15 protein-coding genes are annotated in these 21,162 nt (G+C 57.6%); 6 read left to right on the top strand and 9 right to left on the bottom strand.

The genetic code is table 11. The annotated features are described in order from the left end of the window. Positions 1-98 precede the first annotated feature (98 nt). From D0851_RS09285 to D0851_RS09260, 6 genes are all read right to left on the bottom strand, one after another. A complete protein-coding gene (locus tag D0851_RS09285; protein WP_117618399.1) occupies positions 99-800 on the bottom strand; it encodes an ABC transporter ATP-binding protein in 702 nt (233 codons plus the stop codon). A gap of 9 nt (positions 801-809) precedes the next feature. Continuing rightward, a complete protein-coding gene (gene livG / locus D0851_RS09280; protein WP_117618398.1) occupies positions 810-1,565 on the bottom strand; it encodes a high-affinity branched-chain amino acid ABC transporter ATP-binding protein LivG in 756 nt (251 codons plus the stop codon). A 6-nt stretch (positions 1,566-1,571) separates the two neighbouring features. Further along, a complete protein-coding gene (locus D0851_RS09275) occupies positions 1,572-2,843 on the bottom strand; it encodes a high-affinity branched-chain amino acid ABC transporter permease LivM (RefSeq protein ID WP_117618397.1) in 1,272 nt (423 codons plus the stop codon). After that, positions 2,843-3,766, bottom strand: coding sequence for a high-affinity branched-chain amino acid ABC transporter permease LivH (gene livH / locus D0851_RS09270; RefSeq protein WP_117618396.1), 924 nt, complete (start codon positions 3,764-3,766; stop codon positions 2,843-2,845). The genes D0851_RS09275 and livH overlap by 1 nt, the downstream gene beginning before the upstream one ends. Positions 3,767-3,927: 161 nt before the next feature. Next, the gene (locus D0851_RS09265) at positions 3,928-5,040 is read right to left on the bottom strand and encodes a branched-chain amino acid ABC transporter substrate-binding protein (protein WP_117618395.1); all 1,113 of its coding nucleotides are present in this window, start codon (positions 5,038-5,040) and stop codon (positions 3,928-3,930) included. Between the two features lie 74 nt (positions 5,041-5,114). Next, on the bottom strand, positions 5,115-6,023 hold the full coding sequence (locus D0851_RS09260; RefSeq protein ID WP_117620340.1) for a tetratricopeptide repeat protein: 909 nt from the start codon (positions 6,021-6,023) through the stop codon (positions 5,115-5,117). Between the two features lie 165 nt (positions 6,024-6,188). Here D0851_RS09260 and D0851_RS09255 point away from each other — a divergent pair, with 165 nt between their 5' ends. Continuing rightward, entirely contained in the window at positions 6,189-6,656 is a 468-nt protein-coding gene (locus tag D0851_RS09255) for a MarR family winged helix-turn-helix transcriptional regulator (RefSeq protein ID WP_117618394.1), read from the top strand. 14 nt (positions 6,657-6,670) lie between these two features. On the opposite strand, the gene D0851_RS09250 is transcribed toward D0851_RS09255, so the two are convergent. Beyond that, complete coding sequence (locus D0851_RS09250; protein WP_117618393.1) at positions 6,671-7,936, bottom strand: PQQ-dependent sugar dehydrogenase; 1,266 nt, start codon at positions 7,934-7,936, stop codon at positions 6,671-6,673. A 144-nt stretch (positions 7,937-8,080) separates the two neighbouring features. After that, entirely contained in the window at positions 8,081-10,531 is a 2,451-nt protein-coding gene (lon, locus tag D0851_RS09245; RefSeq protein WP_117618392.1) for an endopeptidase La, read from the bottom strand. 208 nt (positions 10,532-10,739) lie between these two features. On the opposite strand from lon, the gene trxA reads away from it, so the two are divergent. Both trxA and D0851_RS09235 read left to right on the top strand, forming a co-directional pair. Further along, positions 10,740-11,603 carry a thioredoxin gene (gene trxA / locus D0851_RS09240; RefSeq protein ID WP_117618391.1) on the top strand — a complete coding sequence of 288 codons (864 nt, stop codon included), beginning with the start codon at positions 10,740-10,742 and terminating at the stop codon, positions 11,601-11,603. A gap of 164 nt (positions 11,604-11,767) precedes the next feature. Continuing rightward, positions 11,768-13,216, top strand: a complete 1,449-nt coding sequence (locus D0851_RS09235; RefSeq protein WP_117618390.1) for a hypothetical protein — start codon at positions 11,768-11,770, stop codon at positions 13,214-13,216. Here the strand turns inward: D0851_RS09235 and D0851_RS09230 are convergent. Continuing rightward, positions 13,213-14,577, bottom strand: coding sequence for a KamA family radical SAM protein (locus tag D0851_RS09230; protein WP_117618389.1), 1,365 nt, complete (start codon positions 14,575-14,577; stop codon positions 13,213-13,215). The two genes, D0851_RS09235 and D0851_RS09230, sit on opposite strands and share 4 nt — an antisense overlap. Positions 14,578-15,235: 658 nt before the next feature. On the opposite strand from D0851_RS09230, the gene aceE reads away from it, so the two are divergent. The 3 genes from aceE to D0851_RS09215 all read left to right on the top strand — a co-directional run bounded on the left by aceE (position 15,236) and on the right by D0851_RS09215 (position 21,158). Then, positions 15,236-17,899 carry a pyruvate dehydrogenase (acetyl-transferring), homodimeric type gene (aceE, locus tag D0851_RS09225; RefSeq protein WP_117618388.1) on the top strand — a complete coding sequence of 888 codons (2,664 nt, stop codon included), beginning with the start codon at positions 15,236-15,238 and terminating at the stop codon, positions 17,897-17,899. Between the two features lie 10 nt (positions 17,900-17,909). Then, the gene (aceF, locus tag D0851_RS09220) at positions 17,910-19,595 is read left to right on the top strand and encodes a dihydrolipoyllysine-residue acetyltransferase (RefSeq protein WP_117618387.1); all 1,686 of its coding nucleotides are present in this window, start codon (positions 17,910-17,912) and stop codon (positions 19,593-19,595) included. Between the two features lie 348 nt (positions 19,596-19,943). Then, positions 19,944-21,158: an aspartate aminotransferase family protein gene (locus tag D0851_RS09215; protein WP_117618386.1), complete on the top strand. Its 1,215-nt coding sequence runs from the start codon at positions 19,944-19,946 to the stop codon at positions 21,156-21,158. Positions 21,159-21,162 lie beyond the last annotated feature (4 nt).

Here is a 21,162-nt window from a genome sequence, read left to right as displayed (position 1 = left end):
TTCCGACCGGCGGAATATTACAGATTGGTTAAACTTGTGTCGCGGCGGTAATTGTTGGATTTCTTAAAAAAATGTAAAAACTGAAGGGGCCACCTCAATCAGCCGCCCAGATAGGCGTTCTGAACATCCGGGTTGGCCAGCAGATTCTTGCCGGTATCGTGCAGGCGAATCTTGCCGGTTTCGAGCACGTAACCACGGTCGGCCAGGTTGAGAGCCTGATGAGCGTTCTGCTCAACCAGGAAAACCGTAATGCCTTCGTCGCGCAGGTGGCCGATGATCTCGAAGATCTGCTTGATGATCAGCGGAGCCAGACCAAGGGAAGGCTCATCCAGGATAATCATGTTCGGCCTGCTCATCAGCGCCCGGCCAATGGCAAGCATCTGCTGCTCGCCACCAGACATGGTGCCGGCGCGCTGGTGCTCACGCTCCCTGAGGCGGGGAAAGAGCTCGTAGACATGGTCCTGGCTCTTGCGGATCTCGGCCCTGGTGTTGAAGAACCCGCCCATATGGAGGTTTTCTTCGACAGTCAGGCCCGAGAAGACCCGCCGCCCCTCGGGGACAATAGCAATGCCGGAGCGCATGATCCGCGCCGTCGGCTCGCGAGTGATGTCCTGTCCTTGCAGAAAAACGCGGCCAGAGGTGGCCTGGGGGTGGCCGCACACAGTCATCAGTAGCGTTGTCTTGCCTGCGCCGTTGGCGCCGATGAGAGAAACTATTTCCCCCTTTTTGACCTCGACAGAAACCCCGTGCAGTGCCTCGATTTTGCCATAGTGGGTATGGACATCTTCTAGTACCAGCATGGTTTCCCCTCAGGCCTCGCCCAGATAGGCTTTGATCACGTCGTCGTTCTGGCGGATTTCATCCGGCGTACCACATGCCAGGGGCCTGCCCTGGTTGATGACATTGATACGGTCGGAAATGTCCATAACCAGGCTCATGTCGTGCTCAATCAGCACTACGGAAACGTTGTAGTCCTCTTTCAGGCTGACGATCAGCTGATTGAGATCCTTGGTCTCTGCCGGGTTGAGGCCGGCTGCCGGCTCGTCGAGCATCAGCAGCTTGGGCTCAGTCACCATGCATCGGGCGATTTCCAGCCGGCGCTGTTGGCCATAGGCCAGGTTGCCTGCTTCCCGGTTGGCCAGGTCCATCAGGCCCACGCGATCCAGCCAATAAGCGGCCCGATCCAGTGACTTCTGTTCCCGGTCCCGGTAATTCGGGGTTTTCATCAAGCCGGCAATCAGGTTCGTGTTCAGATGCCGGTGCTGGGCAACCAGGAGGTTTTCCACCACGGTCATCTGGTTGAACAACCTGACATGCTGGAAGGTTCTTACCATCCCCAGGCGGGAGATCTTGTGATCCGGTCTGCCCTGGACTTCCTGCCCCTCGAACAGGATCTTTCCGCCAGTCGGCTTGTAGAAGCCGCTCATACAGTTGAATACGGTAGTTTTACCGGCGCCGTTAGGGCCGATGATGGACACGATTTCGTGTTCCTGAACGTCCAGAGACACCTGGTCTACTGCCAGCAGGCCGCCAAAGCGCATGGACAGATTCTGTACATCAAGCATCGTCTGTCACTCCTGCTTTTTCAGTTCAATGTGGATTCGGCGCATGGGCATCAGGCCCTGCGGACGCCAGACCATCATCAGCACCATGGCGGCACCGAAGATCAGCATGCGATATTCGGAAAATTCACGGGCCAGCTCCGGCAGGATGGTGACGGCAATGGCCGCCAGAATCACACCGAGTTGGGAGCCCATGCCCCCGAGTACAACGATTGCCAGGATGATGGCCGATTCCAGGAAGACGAACGATTCCGGGCTGATAAAACCCTGTTTGGAAGCGAACACGGTACCGGCAAAGCCGGCGAAGAAGGCACCGATGGTAAAAGCGGTCAGCTTGACGGCGGTGCGGCTGAGGCCGAGGGACCGGGCCGCAATTTCATCCTCCCGCAGGGCTTCCCAGGCGCGGCCCACCGGCATGCGCATGAACCGTCGAATCACCAGGGCAGTGAAAATGGCCAGTATCAGGGATATCAGGTAGAGGAAAATGACCTTGTCTTCACCGCTGTAGGCGATGCCGAAGGTTTCGTGGAAAGAGGTATTGCCCTCTTCCTTGACGCGCCGGCCGAACTCCATGCCAAAGAGCGTTGGTTCCGGAATGCCGCCGATACCGTTGGGGCCACCGGTCAGGCTGGTCCAGTTGTTGAGCAGAATGCGGATGATCTCGCCGAAACCGAGGGTTACGATAGCCAGATAATCCCCCCGGAGCCGCAACACCGGGAAACCCAGTACCAGCCCGAACAGGGCCGCGAGAAGCGCCCCGAGCGGCAGCGACATCCAGAAGGAAATGCCGAAATACTCCGAAAGCAGAGCAAAGGTGTATGCACCTACGGCATAAAAGGCCACATAGCCCAGGTCCAGCAGGCCGGCCAGGCCGACTACCACGTTCAGGCCAAGAGCCAGCATGATGTAAATGAGCACCAGAGTTGCCAGATCCACAGAGCCACGGGATACAAAGAAGGGCCAGAACAGGGCCAGCACAATAATAACGGTGAGTACCCGGGATTCGATTCTTGCCCGCTTGTTTTCAGCCATCGGCTCTTTCTGGGTTTGTGGCAGCGGTCTTGGAATGCTTTTCAGTGTCGCCATCACGCTTTCACGGAACAGCTGGAACAGGAAGACGACCACTGCAGCCAGGAAAACCATCACAATGGTCGAGGTCTCGGCCCCGGTAAGGGTGACATTGATGCCCTGTGCTTCCAGATTAAACCCGAGAATCGGGTAGGAAATAACCAGGGTGATAACGGCGCAGAAAAGCGCGTGTTTCAGATTTTGAGCGGCCATCAGATCTTCTCAACCTCCGGTTTGCCAAGCAGGCCGGTGGGTTTGAACAGCAGAATGAGGATCAGCAGGCCAAAAGAGACCACGTCCTTGTATTCACCGCTGAGGTAGCCGGAGGTCATGCTTTCGGAAACGCCCAGGATAAGCCCCCCCAGCATGGCGCCGGGAATGCTGCCGATACCGCCAAGGACGGCGGCGGTGAACGCCTTGAGCCCAGCGATAAATCCGAATAGCGGATCAATGGAGCCGTAGTACATGCCCAGGAGAAGGCCCGCGACCGCAGCCAGGGCAGCACCGATCACGAAGGTCGCCGAGATGATCCGGTTGGTGTCGATGCCAAGCAGGTTGGCCATGCCCAGATCCTGTGAAACTGCCCGGCATGCGCGACCGGTACGGGACCGCGAAATAAACAGGGACAGCGCGGCCATACAGATCAGAGTGGTAACGAAGATGGTGATCTGCATGTAGGAGAGCGACATCTTGAACGCATCATCCGGGCCGAACTGGAAGCCACCGTCAATCAGGGCGGGAAATCCGATGTTGCGGGAGCCCTGGGCGAGATGGACATAGTTCTGGAGGAAGATCGACATGCCGATGGCGGAGATGAGTGGAATCAGGCGGTGACGTCCGCGGACCGGCCGATAGGCAACCCGCTCCACCGCCCAGCCCATGGCGCAGGAGACGATCATGGCGCAAACCAGTGCAACTATCAGGATCACTGGAAGCCACGCGATACCCAGGGTGGCAAGGCCGGTGATGGCGATCAGGGCTGTATAGGCACCGATCATGTAGATTTCACCATGAGCGAAGTTGATCATGCCAATGATGCCGTAAACCATCGTGTAGCCGATGGCGATCAGGGCGTAGGCGCTCCCGATCGTCAGTCCATTGATGAGCTGCTGGGAAAAATAGAGGAGATCTTGCATTGTTTTGGAGCTCCGAAAGCCTGCTCCCTCCGCTGCCACACCACTGGCGCGGGATGTCCGAACCGCGGGCGGGGGAGGTTCAACAGGAGCCTGGAAAAACACCTTCTCCCGGATCCCGGTGAGAAGGTGTTCTCCGCATTACCGTTTTTTAACGATTTGGCTTAGTTTACCGGAGTTTTACTGCCATCTGAATGCCATTCGTAAACAACGAACTCGAATGACTTCATATCACCGGCCTTATCATACTCAACCTTGCCGATGGGTGTTTCGAAAGAGCCGTTACGCAGGGCTTCCGCCACTTGGAACGGATCCGTGGATTCCGCTTTCTCAATACCTTCGGCTATGAGTTGAACGGCGGTGTAGGACGTGAGCACAAACGGACCGGAGGGGTCTTCACCCTTGGCTTCGAAAGCCTGAACCAGTTCCTGGTTTGCCGCTTTCTGGTCAAACGCCGGCGGCAGGGTAACCAGCAGGCCTTCGGCAGCTTCGCCGGCTATGGTGTTGATGTCCTTGTTGCCCACGCCTTCCGGGCCCATGAAGGTGGTGTCCAGGTCAGCCTGGCGTGCCTGACGCAGGATCAGGCCCAGCTCCGGATGGTAGCCACCGAAGTAGACGTAGTCGACATCGGCCTGCTTCAGCTTGGTCACCAGGGAAGAGAAATCTTTGCTGCCAGCGGTGATACCTTCAAACATGGCGATTTTCACACCCTTGTCTTTGAGGGTGTCACGTACGGCGGTGGCAATGCCCTCACCATACTGCTGTTTGTCGTGAATGATGGCGACGCGCTCGGGGTTGAGGCTGGCCAGATAGTTGCCAGCGACGGGACCCTGCATGCTGTCCAGGCCGATGGTGCGGAACACCAGCTCATAACCACGCTCGGTAATTTCCGGGCTGGTAGAGGCCGGTGTAACCATCAGGATGCCTTCGTCCTCATATATGTCCGAGGCGGGCTGGGTGGAGCTTGAGCACAGATGGCCGACGACAAAGCGGACGCCATCGTTGACCAGGTTGTTGGCAACGCTAACGGCCTGCTTCGGGTCGCAGACATCGTCGTATTCCACGGCGACCAGTTCCTCGCCCATCACGCCACCGTTGGCGTTGATCTGTTCAATCGCCATACGGGCACCGGAAAACTGCATGTCACCGTATTGGGCGACGGGGCCAGTCATGGGGCCGGCGATACCGATCTGGATTTCGGCGGCGGCGTGGCCGGCGCCCATCAGGGCGATGGAAGTGCTGACAGCGGTTACGAGTTTCTTTGCTGAAGTTCTCATTGAGTCTGTCCTGTTTTGTTCAGGGTTATTCTTATGTTCTCAGCGAGCTAAAAAACACCACAGCTGGTTGGTTGTCAAGCATCCGTGCCGTCGTCCTGATCCGGGTAGACCAGTGTGCGGAAGCTTTCATGATCGCGCAACTGCTCGAAACTGACATCCACGGAGGCATCGTCCCGGTATGCCTCGGAAATATCAATTGCTTTTTGCAGGGTACTGATAGCGTCCTCCCAGCGGCCGATCTCGGCATAGGCACATGCCAGCTGATAGTGCGCGTGGCCATTATCCGGTGCAAGTTTCAGGGCCCGCTGGCACAGGCTGATGGCCCACAGCGGCTCCTGCATCTCCAGAACGGCGTCGGCTTTATAGCTGAGGGCTTCGACGTCGTCCGGGCGAAGATCCAGAATGGTGTCGTAGGCGGCAATCTTGTTCTGCTGTGAGGTTTCCTGGCTGGCTTTCAGCCACAGGGAGTGCACTTCATTGGTGCGTTCAATCTCCGCCTGGTTCTGCTGGATGATGTCGGATTTCTGCCGGAGCTGGTCCTCAATAAATTCCAGGCGCTTCTCGTACTCAACCACCAGTTCGTTCACCCTTTTTTCCGCCAGGCTGGTGAGCTGGTTGCGCATATCGCGGATGGAGTTCCATCCGATAACCACCAGAATTGAAGTCGCACCGGCGATCAGGTAGAAGAAATAAGTCACCGTGTCGGTCGCGTAGGACATGGTCTTGTCGGCGACCGACAGCTCTTTATCCACCACCTTTTCGATCAGCTCTGCGCGGGTGTTCATCATCTCTTTGCGCAGCGCCTTGCTTTCCTCCAGCAGGTAAAGCTCTATGAATGGCGTGTACATGGGCTTTTCCAGGGTCTTTATGCTTTCTTCCAGGTTTTCCGAGGTTAGCTCTTCTTCCGGGCCGAGCCTGTCCTGGCCATACAGGGTGCCGGTAAATGCCATGGTGAGGAGGAAAAGCAGAAAATACTTGATCATCGGGTTCTGTCCGTCGGTCTGTCGGAAATGGAACAAGTTCGTGACCTTAGCATAGTGGCTGGCGGAAAAAATGCCGGGGACCTCCGTGGCTTGCATTTCCCGGTGCAAAGACCTCTAATAGTTAGTGGTATAAATAAATTATCAATTCCGAATCGGAGTAATGCCGTGAACAGTTACGAAGATGTACTGGTGGCACTGAGGCGTGTGATCCGGGCAACGGATCTGCATTCCAAGCGCCTCAGCAAGCACGCCGGGCTTACGGGCCCGCAGCTGTTGATCATGAGAACGATTCGGGATCTGGGGGAGGTCACCATCGGAACCATTGCCGACAAGGTGAGCCTCAGCCAGGCGACGGTGACGACGATTCTGGATCGCCTGGAGCATCGCAAGCTGGTTTACCGGGTGCGCAGTACCCAGGACAAACGCAAGGTACACGCCCACCTGACGGACGAAGGCGCCGAGCTCCTTGCCCGGGCACCCAATCCGCTGCAGGAGGATTTTATCCAGAAATTCCAGAGCCTGGCGGAGTGGGAACAGACCATGATTCTGGCCTCACTCCAGCGGGTGGCCAACATGATGGATGCCGACGATATTGACGCGTCGCCGGTGCTGACGGTTGGGTCTGTTCTGTGAAAAAGGGGTCAGGCTCAGGAGCCGGAACCGGTATAGGCGATCCGATAGACAGCACCGGCCAGATCATCAGAGACCAGCAGTGAGCCATCTTTCAGCTGGGCCACGTCTACGGGGCGCCCCAGATACTCGCCGTTTTCATCCAGCCAGCCTTCCGCAAAGGGCACGGTTTCCCCGGCAATATTGCCTTCCGAATCCACGGGCGTGAACATCACCCTTGCACCGATGGGCGTGGTCCGGTTCCAGGAGCCGTGCTGCGCGGAGAAAATGCCGCCCTGATACTTTTTCGGGAACATATTGCCGGTGTAGAACACCATCCCCAGGTCTGCGGCGTGGGCTACCGTTTCGGAAACCGGGAAGATCACGTCGACCGGAACTTCGTCACCTTTGTATTCGTTGGTGCGGACATCACCACCGCCATACCAGGGATGGCCAAAATGCTGGCCCATGGCGGTTTGCCGGTTGATCTCACCCGGGGGAATGTCGTCTCCCATTCCGTCCACCTGATTGTCGGTGAACCAGAGCTCTCCCGTGGTGGGGTGGAAATCATGTCCGACGGAGTTCCGGATGCCGCGGGTATAAACTTCGCGCCCGGTGCCATCCTGATTCACCCGGATCATGCCGCCGATACCCCATTCGCTGAATGTGTCCAGGTACTCGCGCGGCGCCACATTGTAGGGCTGGCCCAGCGAGATATAGAGCTTGCCGTCCGGACCAACATCGCAGACCCGCGCGGTGTGGTTGTAACTTACAAACTCCTCGGGAATCAGCTCGCCCTGGGGGATGACTTCGGATGCGACCACATCGCCGCCTTCAAAGAAGAACTCGGCGGCGGGGTACGCCAACACCCGGTTCTGCTCGGCGATGTAGAGCACACCGTCTGGTGAGAAGCAGGGACCATTGGGAACCGCCTTGGCCAGGGAAGGCGCGAAGTTCTTGACCTCGTCGGCCACCCGGTCCTTGTCCCGGTCAGTGACCGCCCAGACTTCTGTTTTCCGGGTGCCTACAAAGGTGACCACACCCTGTGGGCCTACCGCCATGTGGCGGGCATCCGGGACCAGGGCGTAGAGGCTGATTTCAAAGCCCTCGGGAAGCTGGATTTTTTCCAGTGTTTTCCGGATGGCGTCAGCGCTGTCACTTTTCTGGTCGATGACCGTGAACCCGGCCTTTCCCGTGGTCTGGAAATTGCCCAGCTTTTTCAGGGTGTCGTCGGATTGGCTATGAGCGTAAGGAATGACAGCGAGGCCCGCGGCCACGCAGAGAATTGAGGCTTTCCTGTTCATTGTTTTACCACTCTCTTTGCCAACGAGTAGGATGTCGGTAGCCTTGGGACTACCGATCGTTCACTTTTTGATCAAGGTCAAATCGAGTAAAGACAAAGGTCCGGAAAGCGTCAATGTAATTGCTCACTGGTTAGACCAGTTATTTCAATGGACACTGGATTCTCTGCGGGGTTTGTTGCCGAAGCACACCTGAAATACATCATTGTAGTGCCGGGCAAAATTCACCGTCAGGCCTTCTTTCAGATACTCCGGCAGCTCCTCATAATCCCCACGGTTTGCCTCTGGCAGAATCAGGTTATTGATTTTCTGCCGTCGCGCGGCAATAACCTTTTCGCGGATACCGCCCACTGGCAGTACTTGCCCGGTCAGGGTCAGCTCTCCGGTCATGGCCAGATTCTGCTGCGGTGCCTCTTTGCGGGCGATGGACAGCAGCGCGGTCGCCATGGTGACGCCAGCGCTGGGGCCATCCTTCGGTGTTGCGCCTTCCGGTACGTGCAGGTGCACGAAGGATTTGTCGAAGAAGGTGAGGTCGCCCCTGAAGCGTTTAAGGTTTGATGAGACGTAGCTGTAGGCGATTTCGGCCGACTCCTTCATCACGTCCCCGAGCTGGCCGGTCAGTTTGAAGCCGCGTTGGGAACTGTGAATCCGGGATGCCTCAATACTCAGAGTGGCGCCACCCATGGCAGTCCAGGCGAGGCCGGTGACAACGCCGGTGCCCTTGAGCGATTTCTCTTTTCTGAACGACGGCTGGCCGAGGTAGGTTTGCAGATCAGAGACGCCTACTTTTACCGGCTGGTCCGGATTGTCCAGCAATTTCACAATGCCTTTGCGCAGGATCTTGTGCAGCAGCTTTTCGAGATTCCGCACACCGGACTCGCGGGCATAGCCCTCAATTACCTGCCGGATGGCGGCGTCCGTGATATTGAATTGCTTTTTCAGCAGACCGGCCCGCTTGAGCAGTCTTGGCAGCAAGTGATGCTTGGCGATGGCCAGTTTCTCTTCACCAATGTAACCGGACAGGCGAATGACATCCATGCGGTCCAGCAGTGGCCGGGGGATGGTGTCCAGCTGGTTGGCGGTGCAGATGAACAGCACCTTGGAAAGGTCCATGCGGACATCCAGGTAGTGGTCCAGAAACTCACGGTTCTGTTCCGGATCCAGGGTTTCCAGCAGAGCCGAGGCCGGATCGCCCTGGTAGGAGGCGCCGATCTTGTCGATTTCATCCAGCATGATCACCGGGTTTGCCACTTTTGAATCCTTCAGCGCCTGCACGAATTTGCCGGGCATGGCGCCGATGTAGGTGCGGCGGTGGCCCTTGATTTCAGCTTCGTCGCGCATGCCGCCCACGCTGAAACGGTAGAACTTCCGCCCCAGCGCGTCTGCCACGGAATGGCCGATGGAGGTTTTGCCCACGCCAGGCGGGCCCACCAGCAACAGGATGGAGCCGCTGACCTCTCCCTTGAAAGTGCCTTCGGCCAGAAACTCGACGATGCGGTCTTTCACGTCGTCCAGACCATCGTGGTCCCGGTCCAGAATCCGGCGCGCTTCGGTCAGATCGAAATGATCCTCGGAATGAACGCCCCAGGGCACTTGGGTCAGCCAGTCGAGATAATTGCGGGTAACACCGTATTCCGGCGAACCCTGTTCCAGCACCTGCAGCTTCTGAACTTCATCATTGAATCGCTCGTGGACGGCCTCCGGCGGATTCAGTTGGGCCATCCGTTCCTCGAACCGCTCCACATCTGCGGTCTTGTCGTCCTTGGCCATGCCCAGCTCGCGCTGGATGACCTTCAGCTGTTCTTTCAGGAAGAACTCCCGCTGGTGCTTCTGAACCTTGGCGTTGACCTCTTCGCTGATTTCTGACTGCAGGCGGGCCACTTCCTGTTCCTTGCGCATCAGCAGCAATACCTTCTCCATGCGGCGGAGCAGGGGGACGGTGTCGAGCACATCCTGCAGCTCCCGGCCCGGAGCACTGGTCATGGAAGCGCCGAAGTCGGCCAGGGGCGAGCTGTCGTCCGGCCCGAAGCGGGACAGGTATTGTTTAACATCTTCGCCGTACAGCGGGTTGGTGCGCAGCAATTCCTTGATCGAGCTGATGATGGCCAGGGTGTAGGCCTTGAGTTCATCGGCTTCTTCTTCCGGCTCGGCAGGGTACTCCACTTCCACCAGGTACGGTGGCTTGCGGCGTAACCACTGGGCAATCCGGAACCTCTGCAGACCCTGGGCAATGAACTGGACCTTGCCGCCTTCGTTCTGGGCATGATGAACGCGAACGGCACAGCCGGTGGTTTCCAACTGGTCACTGGCGGGTATGCCGTCTTCAGCTTCCTGCTCGTCCACAAAGCAGATGCCCAGCACCTTGTGGTCGGTCTCACCTACCCGCTTCAGGGTTTCCTGCCACGGGTTCTGGTTAACCACCACAGGCTGCACCTGGGCCGGAAAGAACGGGCGATTTGAAACCGGCAGCACATACATTCGCCGGGGCATCATCTGCTGGGGCAGGGCAAGGCTCTTGCTGTGTTCGTCCTTGCCGATGTATTCCGTCACGTCCTCTTCGAAGTCCTCAAGTGAATCTTTGCGCGCGTCTTCATTCATGCCGTGAAGTATCCATCCGGGAAGGTTGTGAGTCGCCCGGGTGCGTTTTCAAAGTCATTTCCCAAGCGTTGCTTAATAGCCTATGTAACGGCAGATACGGTTATTTCAAGGCGCTGGCTTTTACCGGGTTACGCTTGATTTTCCGGCATCTGGCCCCATGTCCACTGGCAGTTCCCAACGATTCATTCGACTTTTTCAGGTGCCCTGCATGAGCAACTCTCCCTACATCTTTGAAGCCACCATGGAAAACTTCCAGCAGAAGGTCATGGAGGCCTCGGCCAGCACGCCCATTCTGGTGGATGTCTGGGCCGAATGGTGCGCCCCGTGCAAGCAGCTGATGCCGCTGCTGGAGAAGCTGGCCAATGAATACGAGGGCGCCTTCATGCTGGCGAAGGTCAACGCCGACGAACAGGAGCAGCTCACCTCCAGCCTGGGCGTGCGTAGCCTGCCGACGGTAATACTCGTGAAGGATGGCCAGGCCGTGGATGGTTTTAACGGCGCCCTGCCGGAGAGCGAGATCCGCAAGGTCCTCGACAAGCACGTTGAGGCTCCGAAGGAAGACCCTTACGACAAGGCTCACCGCATCTGGGAAGAGGGGGATGTGGAAGGTGCGCTGGCCATCCTCTCGGAGATGAACCAGAAAGACCCCGAAAACCTGAAGGTGCTGATTGATCTGGCTCAGCTGAAGGCGGAAATGGGCGACCTTGAAACGGCTGAGAAAGTGCTCGAGAGCCTGCCGCCGGAAGAGAAAATGCAGCACCAGGCCAAACAGCTGGCGGCCCGGGTGAAGTTCCTGAAGCAGTCAGCGGAGCTGCCGCCGATCAAGGATCTGGAGATGGCACTGGAGCAGGACCCGAAAGACCCGAACGCACTGCACCAGTTGGCCCTTCATCACGTATTACAGGAAAACAACGCTGAGGCCATGGATCTGCTGATTCGCCTGATGCAGGTGGACAGCCAGTATAAAGACGAAGTGGCGAAAACCACCCTGATCGAGCTGTTTGACAAGCTGGGGAACAATAACGCGGATGTTCGAACTTACCGGCGGAAGTTGTACACCCTAATGCACTGATCCGTTCGAGTAGCCAGGAGCGGGTAGAGCCCCAGGCGAAACCCGACTGGTAAACTGTCTGCCAAGGAAACCCTGTCGTTCCAGCGATCACAACAGATGGTTGGAACCAGAGAACTTGCTGCCTGTCCGAATTGCAGGAAGTCGACAGACTGGAGGCAACAGCGATGCGACGGTGGGCAGCGTTCCCGGCTTTTCTGATAGTGGTGGTTGTCGGCATCGGCGGGTGTGCCTCACAGAATTATTCTTCCGCGCCTATCGAAGCTGTCACCTTCGAGTGTGACAAACTGTTCCGTCAGTGGCAGCAGGAGGTGGTTGGTGGCAACCACTTTGATGCTCAGGCCTGGTCTCCGCCTGGCTTTCCCTATTTGCGGGTTGACCGCTTCCTTGCCAGTTTCGAGTTCTCCGGTTTGTCGGCTGCACAGCGCCAGGAATGGCTGCAGCGAGCGCACCTGAAAGCCGTGAATGCCCGGGCTCATGAGGCGGACAGTCTGGGTGGCGTAAGCCCCGGCCGGTTGGCAGCGCTTCGGGAATGTGGGCAAGCGGCGACTGCCCGGCTTCAGCGCGGTGGCAAGGATTGGCATAGGCTGGACGTTGCCAGGTCGGTGCCTGACAGCTATCGCGGCCTGGCACAGGTGGTTGGCCTGTATCCCCTGATGGCGCCCTTGGTTCAGTGGCGTGCCAGGAAGGTGATGGGGGAGTTGATTGAGGATTACCAATTGCCCTATCAACCTGCCTATCCCTGGACGGTTTACGCACCGCCGGAACCCGTCGGCCAGGAGGATTTCGCCGGATTGCTGGAACGGGCCTCGCGTCGCAGCACACTGCGGATTCCGATGTTCAGCGAGGCGGAGTCCCAGGCCCTGTTTGCCCGCTATGCGCCCACCTGGGTGCTGGAGACGCGGGACGGCAATGACGTGCCAGGCCGCCCTGCCCGCCGGAGCGATGGCAAGTTGTTATTCGAGCCCACCCCTGTTGTCTATACTCGACTGTCCTATACCCGGTTCGATGGCCAGGTGCTGCCGCAACTGAACTATCTGATCTGGTTCGCTTCCCGGCCACCGGCGGCGGCCGTGGATATCTATGCTGGTGCGCTGGATGGCTTCTTCTGGAGGGTCACACTCGGCGAGGACGGTTTACCGCTGGTCTACGATTTCGTCCATTCATGCGGCTGCTACCATCAGTGGCTGCTTGTCGAGTCCGGGCTGTTGCCTGTGGATGGGGTTCCCGCTGGTGAGGAGCCCCTTTGGATAGCCGGTGCTGTGCCGCAGACGGATACCGGCATGACGCTTTACCTGTCTGCGGGCGAGCATCAGTTGGTGGCGTCCCGAACGGCGCCGGATCAGGTGGCGGATCATGTCTACCATTTCCTGCCATACGATCACCTGCGCGGGCGTTCACCCGAGGGCGGGCGGCTGTTTGCTTCCGACGGCCTTGTATCCGGGTCCGAGCGGTTGGAGCGGTTCCTGCTCTGGCCCACGGGGGTGGTGTCGGCCGGTGCCATGCGCCAATGGGGCCAGCATGCGGTTGCGTTCACTGGCCGTCGCCATTTTGATGACCCGGACCTATTGCAGCGCTACTTCCTCGACCCGACTGGTCGAGGAAGTAGCGATTAGCCGTTACCCTTCTTCATCTCTTCGTACTCGTCCTCAAAGAAGAACTTTTCCTCCCCAAGGGCTGGCTCCAGCTCATGCAGCCAGGTGGCCGTTTCGCTGTACCTGGCAAAGAACGGGCGCTGCACCCAGTCCGGGTTGCGGGCCTGGATAAAGCGAAGCACAAATACCTTCTCACCGTTGATCTCAGTGATGCCCTGCACCTCAACCTTACCCGGGCCGGCGCTCATTGACGGGCCGCGGGCGGTACGGGCCAGGCCAGACACCTGCTTCATGGCTTCCCGGTAGATATGGAAAGCCTCGGCAAGTGGCACTTCGAAGTAATTCTTGGCGCCGGTGTCCCGCTCGACAAACATGTAGTAGGGGATGATGCCCAGTTGCACTTCCTTGTTCCACAGCTTGGCCCAGTCGTCGGCATTGTCATTCACGTGCTTGATCAGCGGGCCCTGGGCGCGTATTTCGGCACCGGTGGCGCGAAGGCGGCGGATAGCTTCTTCGGCGATGTCGGTGGTGATTTCCTGCCAGTGGTTGTAGTGGGCCATGATGGCCACGTGCTTGCCGGCATCCACCAGACTTGCGAACAGGTCAATCAGCTCATCCGCATCCTTGTCCGTCACAAAACGGTACGGCCAGAAGGTGAGGGCCTTGGTGCCGATCCGGATGGTCTGGATATGATCGAACTCCGGCTGTAGCAGTGGTTCCAGGTACTGCACCAGGTTCTTGGTCTTCATCACCATGGGGTCGCCGCCGGTCACCAGCAGGTCGGTTACCTCGGTGTGCTCCTGCAGGTAGCCGTGCAATTCCCCGGCTTCGGTACTGGCCATCTTCAGGTCCTTGTCACCGACAAACTGCGCCCAGCGGAAGCAAAAGGTGCAGTAGGAGTGGCAGGTCTGGCCCTGGGCAGGGAAGAACAGAACCGTTTCCCGGTACTTGTGCTGAACGCCGTCCAGCACCTCGCCGTCCAGCTCCGGCATGTTCATTTCCATCTGGCCAGCCGGGTGCGGGTTCAGTTCATCCCGAATCTCCCTGGCAACGGCCTGGATCTCTTTCTTGCCGGCACCTTCCCGGTGCATTGTTGCCATGCGCTCGTAATGCTCGTCTTTCAACATGCCTTTTTGAGGGAAGACAAGTTGATAGATCGGGTCGTTCGGTACCCTGTCCCAGTTGATCAGTTCGTTGATCACATATTCGTTAACCCGGAACGGCAGCACGCTGGCTACCACCTTCATTTCAAACAGAGTCTCTTCAGGGAGATTCTGAATGACTTCAATTTTGTCGAGCTGGCGGTCTGTGTAGACCTTGAAACGCCGTTCCTCGAATTCTGTAGTGGGAATCCGGTTCGGAAGGGTGACGATGGAGTTCATAGATCGCCCTCTGATTAGTGCCATGTCATAAAGTGGTTGGACCACTTTTTGGGTGGTTAAAAATCGGTCAGGCAGTATACATAAACCGGAATTTATTTTCAGGTCTAACCAAAAAGTATCGATAAATCAGGCGTGCGTATAAGAAGATCTGATTGAAAATTCAGCAATAAACGTTAAATGCGCCGAAAATACAGGTAAATCCAGAATTGAGATCTTTTAGCGTGTAATGAAAATGCCGTTTGATAAGAATGCTACGACATTGGTCGCAGTCTGGTTGTCTGCTGGTCCGAAAACGGTCATTCTTCCGTAAGTAACCGCAAGGTGCCTGCCATGAATGGATTTAAAAGCGGCCTGAATTGAATTTGGCAGGCAAAATGTAGTAAAAATACTACGAATCGGGTAGGCGGATCCGCGCACTTCACCAGAATGCCGGTCAACCTGAGGCCAAAAGCCCGTGAATCAGGGGCGATCAGGCAGGAAAAGTGTGAAAGCTGTTCTATGCTTTATACAGGTTCTGTGTGCTGCAAGCCGGTACGCCTGTCAGGCTGGAAATACCCACAACAACACACTGCAATTCATCGCAGCTTATCGACACCGCTGCGCGCCAGGCTGCTGATCGTGGCCGCGCCGCACTTTTTGATGCCAAGGGGAGGGTTTGATGTACCAGGACGATGATCCCATTGAAACCAGTGAATGGCTGGACGCGCTGGAATCTCTGATCGAGAACGAAGGCGTAGACCGGGCCAAATACATACTTGAAAGGCTCTCCGAGCGGGCGAGCCGCGATGGCACCGAGCTGCCTTATTCCATCACCACGCCATTCCGGAACAGTATTCCTGTTTCCCAGCAGGCGCCGATGCCCGGTGATCTGTTTATGGAGCGCCGGATTCGCTCCCTGATCCGCTGGAATGCCATGGCCATGGTCATGCGCGCTAACCAGAGGCCCGGAGATCTGGGTGGGCATGTTTCATCGTTCTCGTCGGCAGCAACGCTGTATGACGTGGGCTTCAACTACTTTTTCCATGGCGGCGACGAAAAACGCGAATCCGATCTGATTTATTTCCAGGGGCATTCTTCGCCGGGCATCTATGCCCGCTCCTACCTGGAAGGCCGTTTCGACGAAACGGATCTGGACAAATACCGGGAGGAAGTGGATGGCACGGGGCTGTCCTCTTACCCGCACCCCTGGCTGATGCCTGAATACTGGCAGTTCCCGACGGTTTCTATGGGTCTGGGTCCCATCCAGGCCATTTACCAGGCACACGTCATGAAGTACCTGGACAGCCGGGAGCTCGTCGAAATGGGTGATCGCAAAGTCTGGTGCTTTGTTGGTGACGGTGAATGTGACGAGCCGGAAACCCTGGGTTCCATTTCCATGGCCGGCCGGGAAAACCTGAGCAATCTCATTTTTGTGGTTAACTGCAACCTTCAGCGTCTGGACGGGCCTGTGCGGGGCAACGGCAAGATTATACAGGAGCTTGAGGGTGTCTTCCGGGGTGCCGGCTGGAATGTGCTGAAAGTGGTCTGGGGTCGTCACTGGGACCCCCTGTTCGAGAGCGACAAGGACGGCAAGATGCAGCGGGTCATGGACGAAGTCTGTGATGGCGAGTTGCAGAACTATAAAAGCAACGGACCTGCTTATACCCGCAAACACTTCTTTGGCAAGTACCCCGAAACAGCGAAGCTGGTTGAAAACCTCTCTGATGAGGAGATCAACAAGCTCAACCGCGGTGGCCATGACCCCTATAAGATCTATGCCGCTTACCATCACGCCATCCACAACAACGGTGGCCGCCCGACCGTCATCCTGGCCCATACCATCAAGGGCTACGGATTTGGCGAGGCCGGTGAGGCACAGAATACCGCGCATTCCCTGAAGAAACTGGACATCGAGCAACTGAAGTCGTTCCGGGACAGGTTTGCGTTGCCGCTGAAGGACGACGAGCTCAAGGACGTTCCCTATTACCGCCCGGCACCGGATAGCCCGGAAATCGTCTACATGAAAAAACGCCGGCAGGAATTAGGCGGTTTCTATCCCAAGCGGCGCAAGGACTGCCAGCCATTGCAGATTCCGGAGCTCGACATCTTCAAGGCGGTGCTGGAAGGTTCTGGAGAGCGGAAAATTTCCACCACCATGGCCTTTGTCCGGATACTGACGGCTCTGACCAAAGACAAACGTATCGGAAAGCGGGTGGTGCCGATCGTGCCGGACGAAGCCCGTACCTTCGGTATGGAGGGCATGTTCCGTCAACTGGGCATTTACACGGCCGAGGGGCAGAAGTACGTTCCGGAAGACCGTGACCAGATCATGTACTACCGGGAAGACAAAAAGGGCCAGATCCTTGAGGAAGGGATTAACGAAGATGGCTCCATGGCGGCCTGGATGGCAGCAGCAACTTCCTACAGCACCAATAACTTCCCGCTGATTCCGTTCTATATCTTCTATTCCATGTTCGGTTTCCAGCGGGTGGGCGATCTGGCGTGGGCATCCGGTGATATTCAGGCCCGTGGTTTCCTGATCGGCGGTACCGCCGGCCGGACCACCCTGAACGGCGAAGGCCTGCAGCACCAGGATGGTCACAGCCACGTTCTGGCCAACACCATTCCGAACTGTAAGGCCTACGATCCGGCATACGGGTACGAAATGGCCGTGGTGCTCCGTCATGGTATGAAAGAGATGTTCGAGGACAACAAGAATGTCTATTACTACCTGACTGTCGAGAACGAAAACTACGAACAGCCTGCGATGCCCAAGGATTGCGAGGACGGCATCATCAAGGGCATGTACCTGTTCGAATCTGTTGAAACCAAGGGCCGCAAGAAAACGCCCCGGGTTCAGCTGCTTGGCGCCGGCGCCATCCTGAACGAGGTGCGCGCTGCGGCCCAGATGCTGAAAGACGACTGGGGCGTGGCTTCCGATGTATGGAGCGTCACCAGCTTTAACGAGCTGGCCCGTGAAGGCCAGCACGTAGAGCGCTGGAATCGTCTGCACCCGGATGACAAACCCAAGAAGGCCTATGTCACCCAGTGCCTGGAGAAGCAGGCTGGGCCGGTGGTGTCTTCCACCGATTACATCAAGCTGCACTCCGAGCAGCTCCGGGCGTTTATTCCCAAAACCTACCTGACCCTCGGTACTGATGGCTTCGGCCGCAGTGACACCCGGGAAAAGCTGCGCAGCTTCTTTGAAGTGGATCGTTACTACGTGACGGTAAGCGCGCTGTCTGCCCTGGCCCAGGATGGTGAGGTGAAGAACGATGTGGTTCTCGAAGCCATGCGCAAATACGGAATCGATCGCAACAAAACGAACCCGGTGCTGAGCTAAGGAGACCGCCATGAGTGAACAGGAAATCAAGATTCCGGATCTCGGCGGTGCGGATGAGGTCGAGGTTATCGAAATCACCGTCAGCGTGGGGGATTCGGTTGAGGAAGAAGATCCGATTCTGACCGTTGAGTCAGACAAAGCCTCGGTTGAGTTGCCGTCACCCGGTGCCGGCAAGATCACCAAGATCACCGTCAAGGTGGGTGACAAGGTCAAGGAAGGCGATGTTGTCGGGATGATGGAAGCCAGCAGCGATGCCGGTGGCTCTGATACCGGCAGTGACGAGCCCGAGGAAAAGTCCGAAGGAAAAGCCGAGGAAAAGGACGACAGCAAACAGGAAGAAAAGTCAGAAGAAAGCAAGCCGGCGCCGAAGAAGGCTTCCGGCGGCTCCCGCAAGGAAACTGTGAAGGTTCCTGCGTTGGATGGCTTCGACAACGTTCCGGTTATCGAAATCAATGTCGCTGAGGGCGATACCATCGAGGCTGACGATCCGCTGGTAACGGTGGAATCCGACAAGGCCACCATGGAGATTCCCTCGCCCTATGCGGGCAAGGTGAGCAAGATCCTGGTGTCCGAGGGCGACAAACTTTCGGAAGGTGACGAACTGCTGGAAATGACCGTTCAGGAAGACGGTGGCGGTGAGGAGGAGGCCTCTGAGGAGTCCGGCAAGGAAGAGTCCGGCAGGGAAGAAAAGCCCGGGCCGGAACCTGAAGAAAAGTCCAGGCAGGCCGCTGAGTCCGCGCCCGAACCCGAACCCCAAGGGGCTACCTATGAGCCGCCCACACCAGGCGCTAAGGTCCACGCTGGCCCCGCCGTGCGCAAACTGGCCCGGGAGCTGGGCGCGGATCTGGCCCGGATCAAGGGCTCTGGCCCGAAGAACCGGGTTGTCAAAGACGACGTTCAGGCTTATGTGAAAAGCAAGCTGAAGCAGGCCCAGCAGGGTGGTGGCGTTGCCACCGGCTCTGGTATCCCCGGCGTCAAGCTGCCGGACTTCAGCCAGTTTGGTGAGGTCAAGCGCGAGGCCATGTCGCGGATAATGTTCGCCACTGCCAACAACATGCAGCGCAGCTGGCTGAACGTGCCCCATGTGACCCAGTTCGAGGATGCGGATATCACCGATATGGAGGAGTTCCGCAAGGCCCAGAAGGCAGCCGGCGAGAAGAAGGGCGTGAAGATGACGCCGCTGCCGTTCCTGCTGAAGGCCTGTGCCACGGCACTGGCGGAGTTGCCTCAGTTCAACGTGTCGCTGGACATGGAGCGCAAGGAGGTGGTTCGCAAGAAGTACATTCACATCGGGATTGCAGTGGATACGCCCAATGGGCTGATGGTGCCGGTGATCCGGGATGTGGATCAGAAGGGCTTATGGGAGCTGGCGGCGGAAAGCGCCGAGCTGGCCCAGAAGGCCCGGGACAAGCAGTTGAAGCCGGCCGAGATGCAGGGTGCCTGCTTTACCATCACCAGTCTGGGTGGTATTGGCGGCACGGCGTTCACGCCGATTGTGAATACGCCGGAGGTGGCGATTCTGGGGGTTTCCAAGGCGGCGATGAAGCCGGTTTGGGATGGCAAGGAGTTCCAGCCCCGGTTGATGCTGCCGTTGTCTCTGTCTTACGATCACCGGGCGGTGAACGGGGCGGATGCGGCGCGGTTTACGTCGCTGCTTAGTCAGCTTCTTGGGGATATTCGGTCCCTGTTGCTTTGATTTGAAGTCTGGCGTCCACCCTGCCCACGGGTTGGGTGGCACGACGAAGGCTTACCGGCCTTCGTCGTTCGGGCTCCCCGGTATTCGCACTTCTCTTTAGCGCGCTAGTTGCGTCAGGTCGATCAATGATTTGATGCTTTACGCTGTGCACCATCCAGGTAGTTGCTGTTGTAGCGGCACAGGTAGTCATTGGCCCCGTCCGTACAATCACGCCCTGCAGCCAGGGAACCGGATGTTCTTATGCCCTGAGTGGCGTATTATGGTGCAAGAGTCCGCACACCTACGTACTTGTCCGGTTCGGTCACTCTACTATTTTTATACGTTTAGCCGCTTTCCCGAGAGAGATCTATGAATAAAGAACCCGTCAGCCGCGAACTGTTCGATGAAGTCATGGTGCCCAATTACGCCCCCGGTTCCGTCATTCCGGTACGAGGCGAGGGCTCCCGGATCTGGGATCAGGAAGGCCGCGAGTTTATTGATCTCCAGGGTGGTATCGCGGTGACCTGCCTCGGGCATTGCCATCCGGGACTCGTAGGCGCGTTGCACGATCAGGCCGAGAAAATCTGGCACCTGTCCAACGTGATGACCAATGAGCCGGCTTTGCGTCTGGCCAAAACCCTGTGTGATCTCACCTTTGCCGAGCGGGTGTTCTTTGCCAACTCCGGCGGTGAGGCGAACGAGGCCGCCTTCAAGCTGGCCCGCCGTTACGCCTGGGAGCACTTCGGCCCGGAAAAAAACCAAATCATCTCGTTCAGGAACTCCTTCCACGGCCGCACCCTGTTTACCGTCAGTGTCGGTGGCCAGCCCAAATATCTGGAAGGTTTTGAGCCGGCTCCGGGTGGTATCCACCACGCTGAGTTCAATGATCTGGAATCGGTTAATAAGCTGATCTCAAAGGAAAAAACCTGCGCCGTGGTGGTAGAGCCCATTCAGGGTGAAGGCGGTGTTATGCCGGGCGACCAGGCTTTCCTTGAAGGTCTGCGCCAGCTGTGTGATGCCAACGATGCCCTGCTGGTGTTCGACGAGGTGCAGTCCGGCGTCGGAAGAACCGGCCACCTGTATGCCTACCAGATGTACAACGTGGTGCCGGATATTCTCTCCAGTGCCAAGGGCCTGGGCGGTGGTTTCCCGATAGCAGCCATGCTGACAACCGCAAAGGTAGCTGCCAGTCTCGGCGTCGGAACCCACGGCAGCACCTATGGCGGTAACGCCCTGGCCTGCGCCGTTGGCCAAAAGGTTGTGGATACTGTCAGCCAGCCGGAGATTCTCAAGGGTGTAAAATCGCGCTCCGAAAGGCTCCGCAAGGGCATGATGGATATTGGTGAGCGTTATGGCGTGTTCAGTGAAGTTCGCGGGGCCGGATTGTTACTCGGTTGTGTGCTCACCGAGCAGTGGCAGGGCAAGGCCAGGGATTTTCTTAATGCAGGTCTGGACGAGGGCGTGATGGTTCTGATGGCTGGTGCTAACGTGATTCGTCTGGCGCCGTCACTGATCATTCCCGAGCAGGATATCGGCGAAGCCCTCGATCGTTTCGAAGCGGCGGTTAAAAAACTGACGGCCTAAGGAG

Origin of the sequence: Marinobacter sp. Arc7-DN-1 (genome assembly GCF_003441595.1) — a bacterium.
In the GTDB taxonomy this organism is placed as follows: domain Bacteria; phylum Pseudomonadota; class Gammaproteobacteria; order Pseudomonadales; family Oleiphilaceae; genus Marinobacter; species Marinobacter metalliresistant.
Note: the sequence above shows the minus strand (reverse complement) of the source record. Positions and strands in the feature narration are given on the sequence as shown.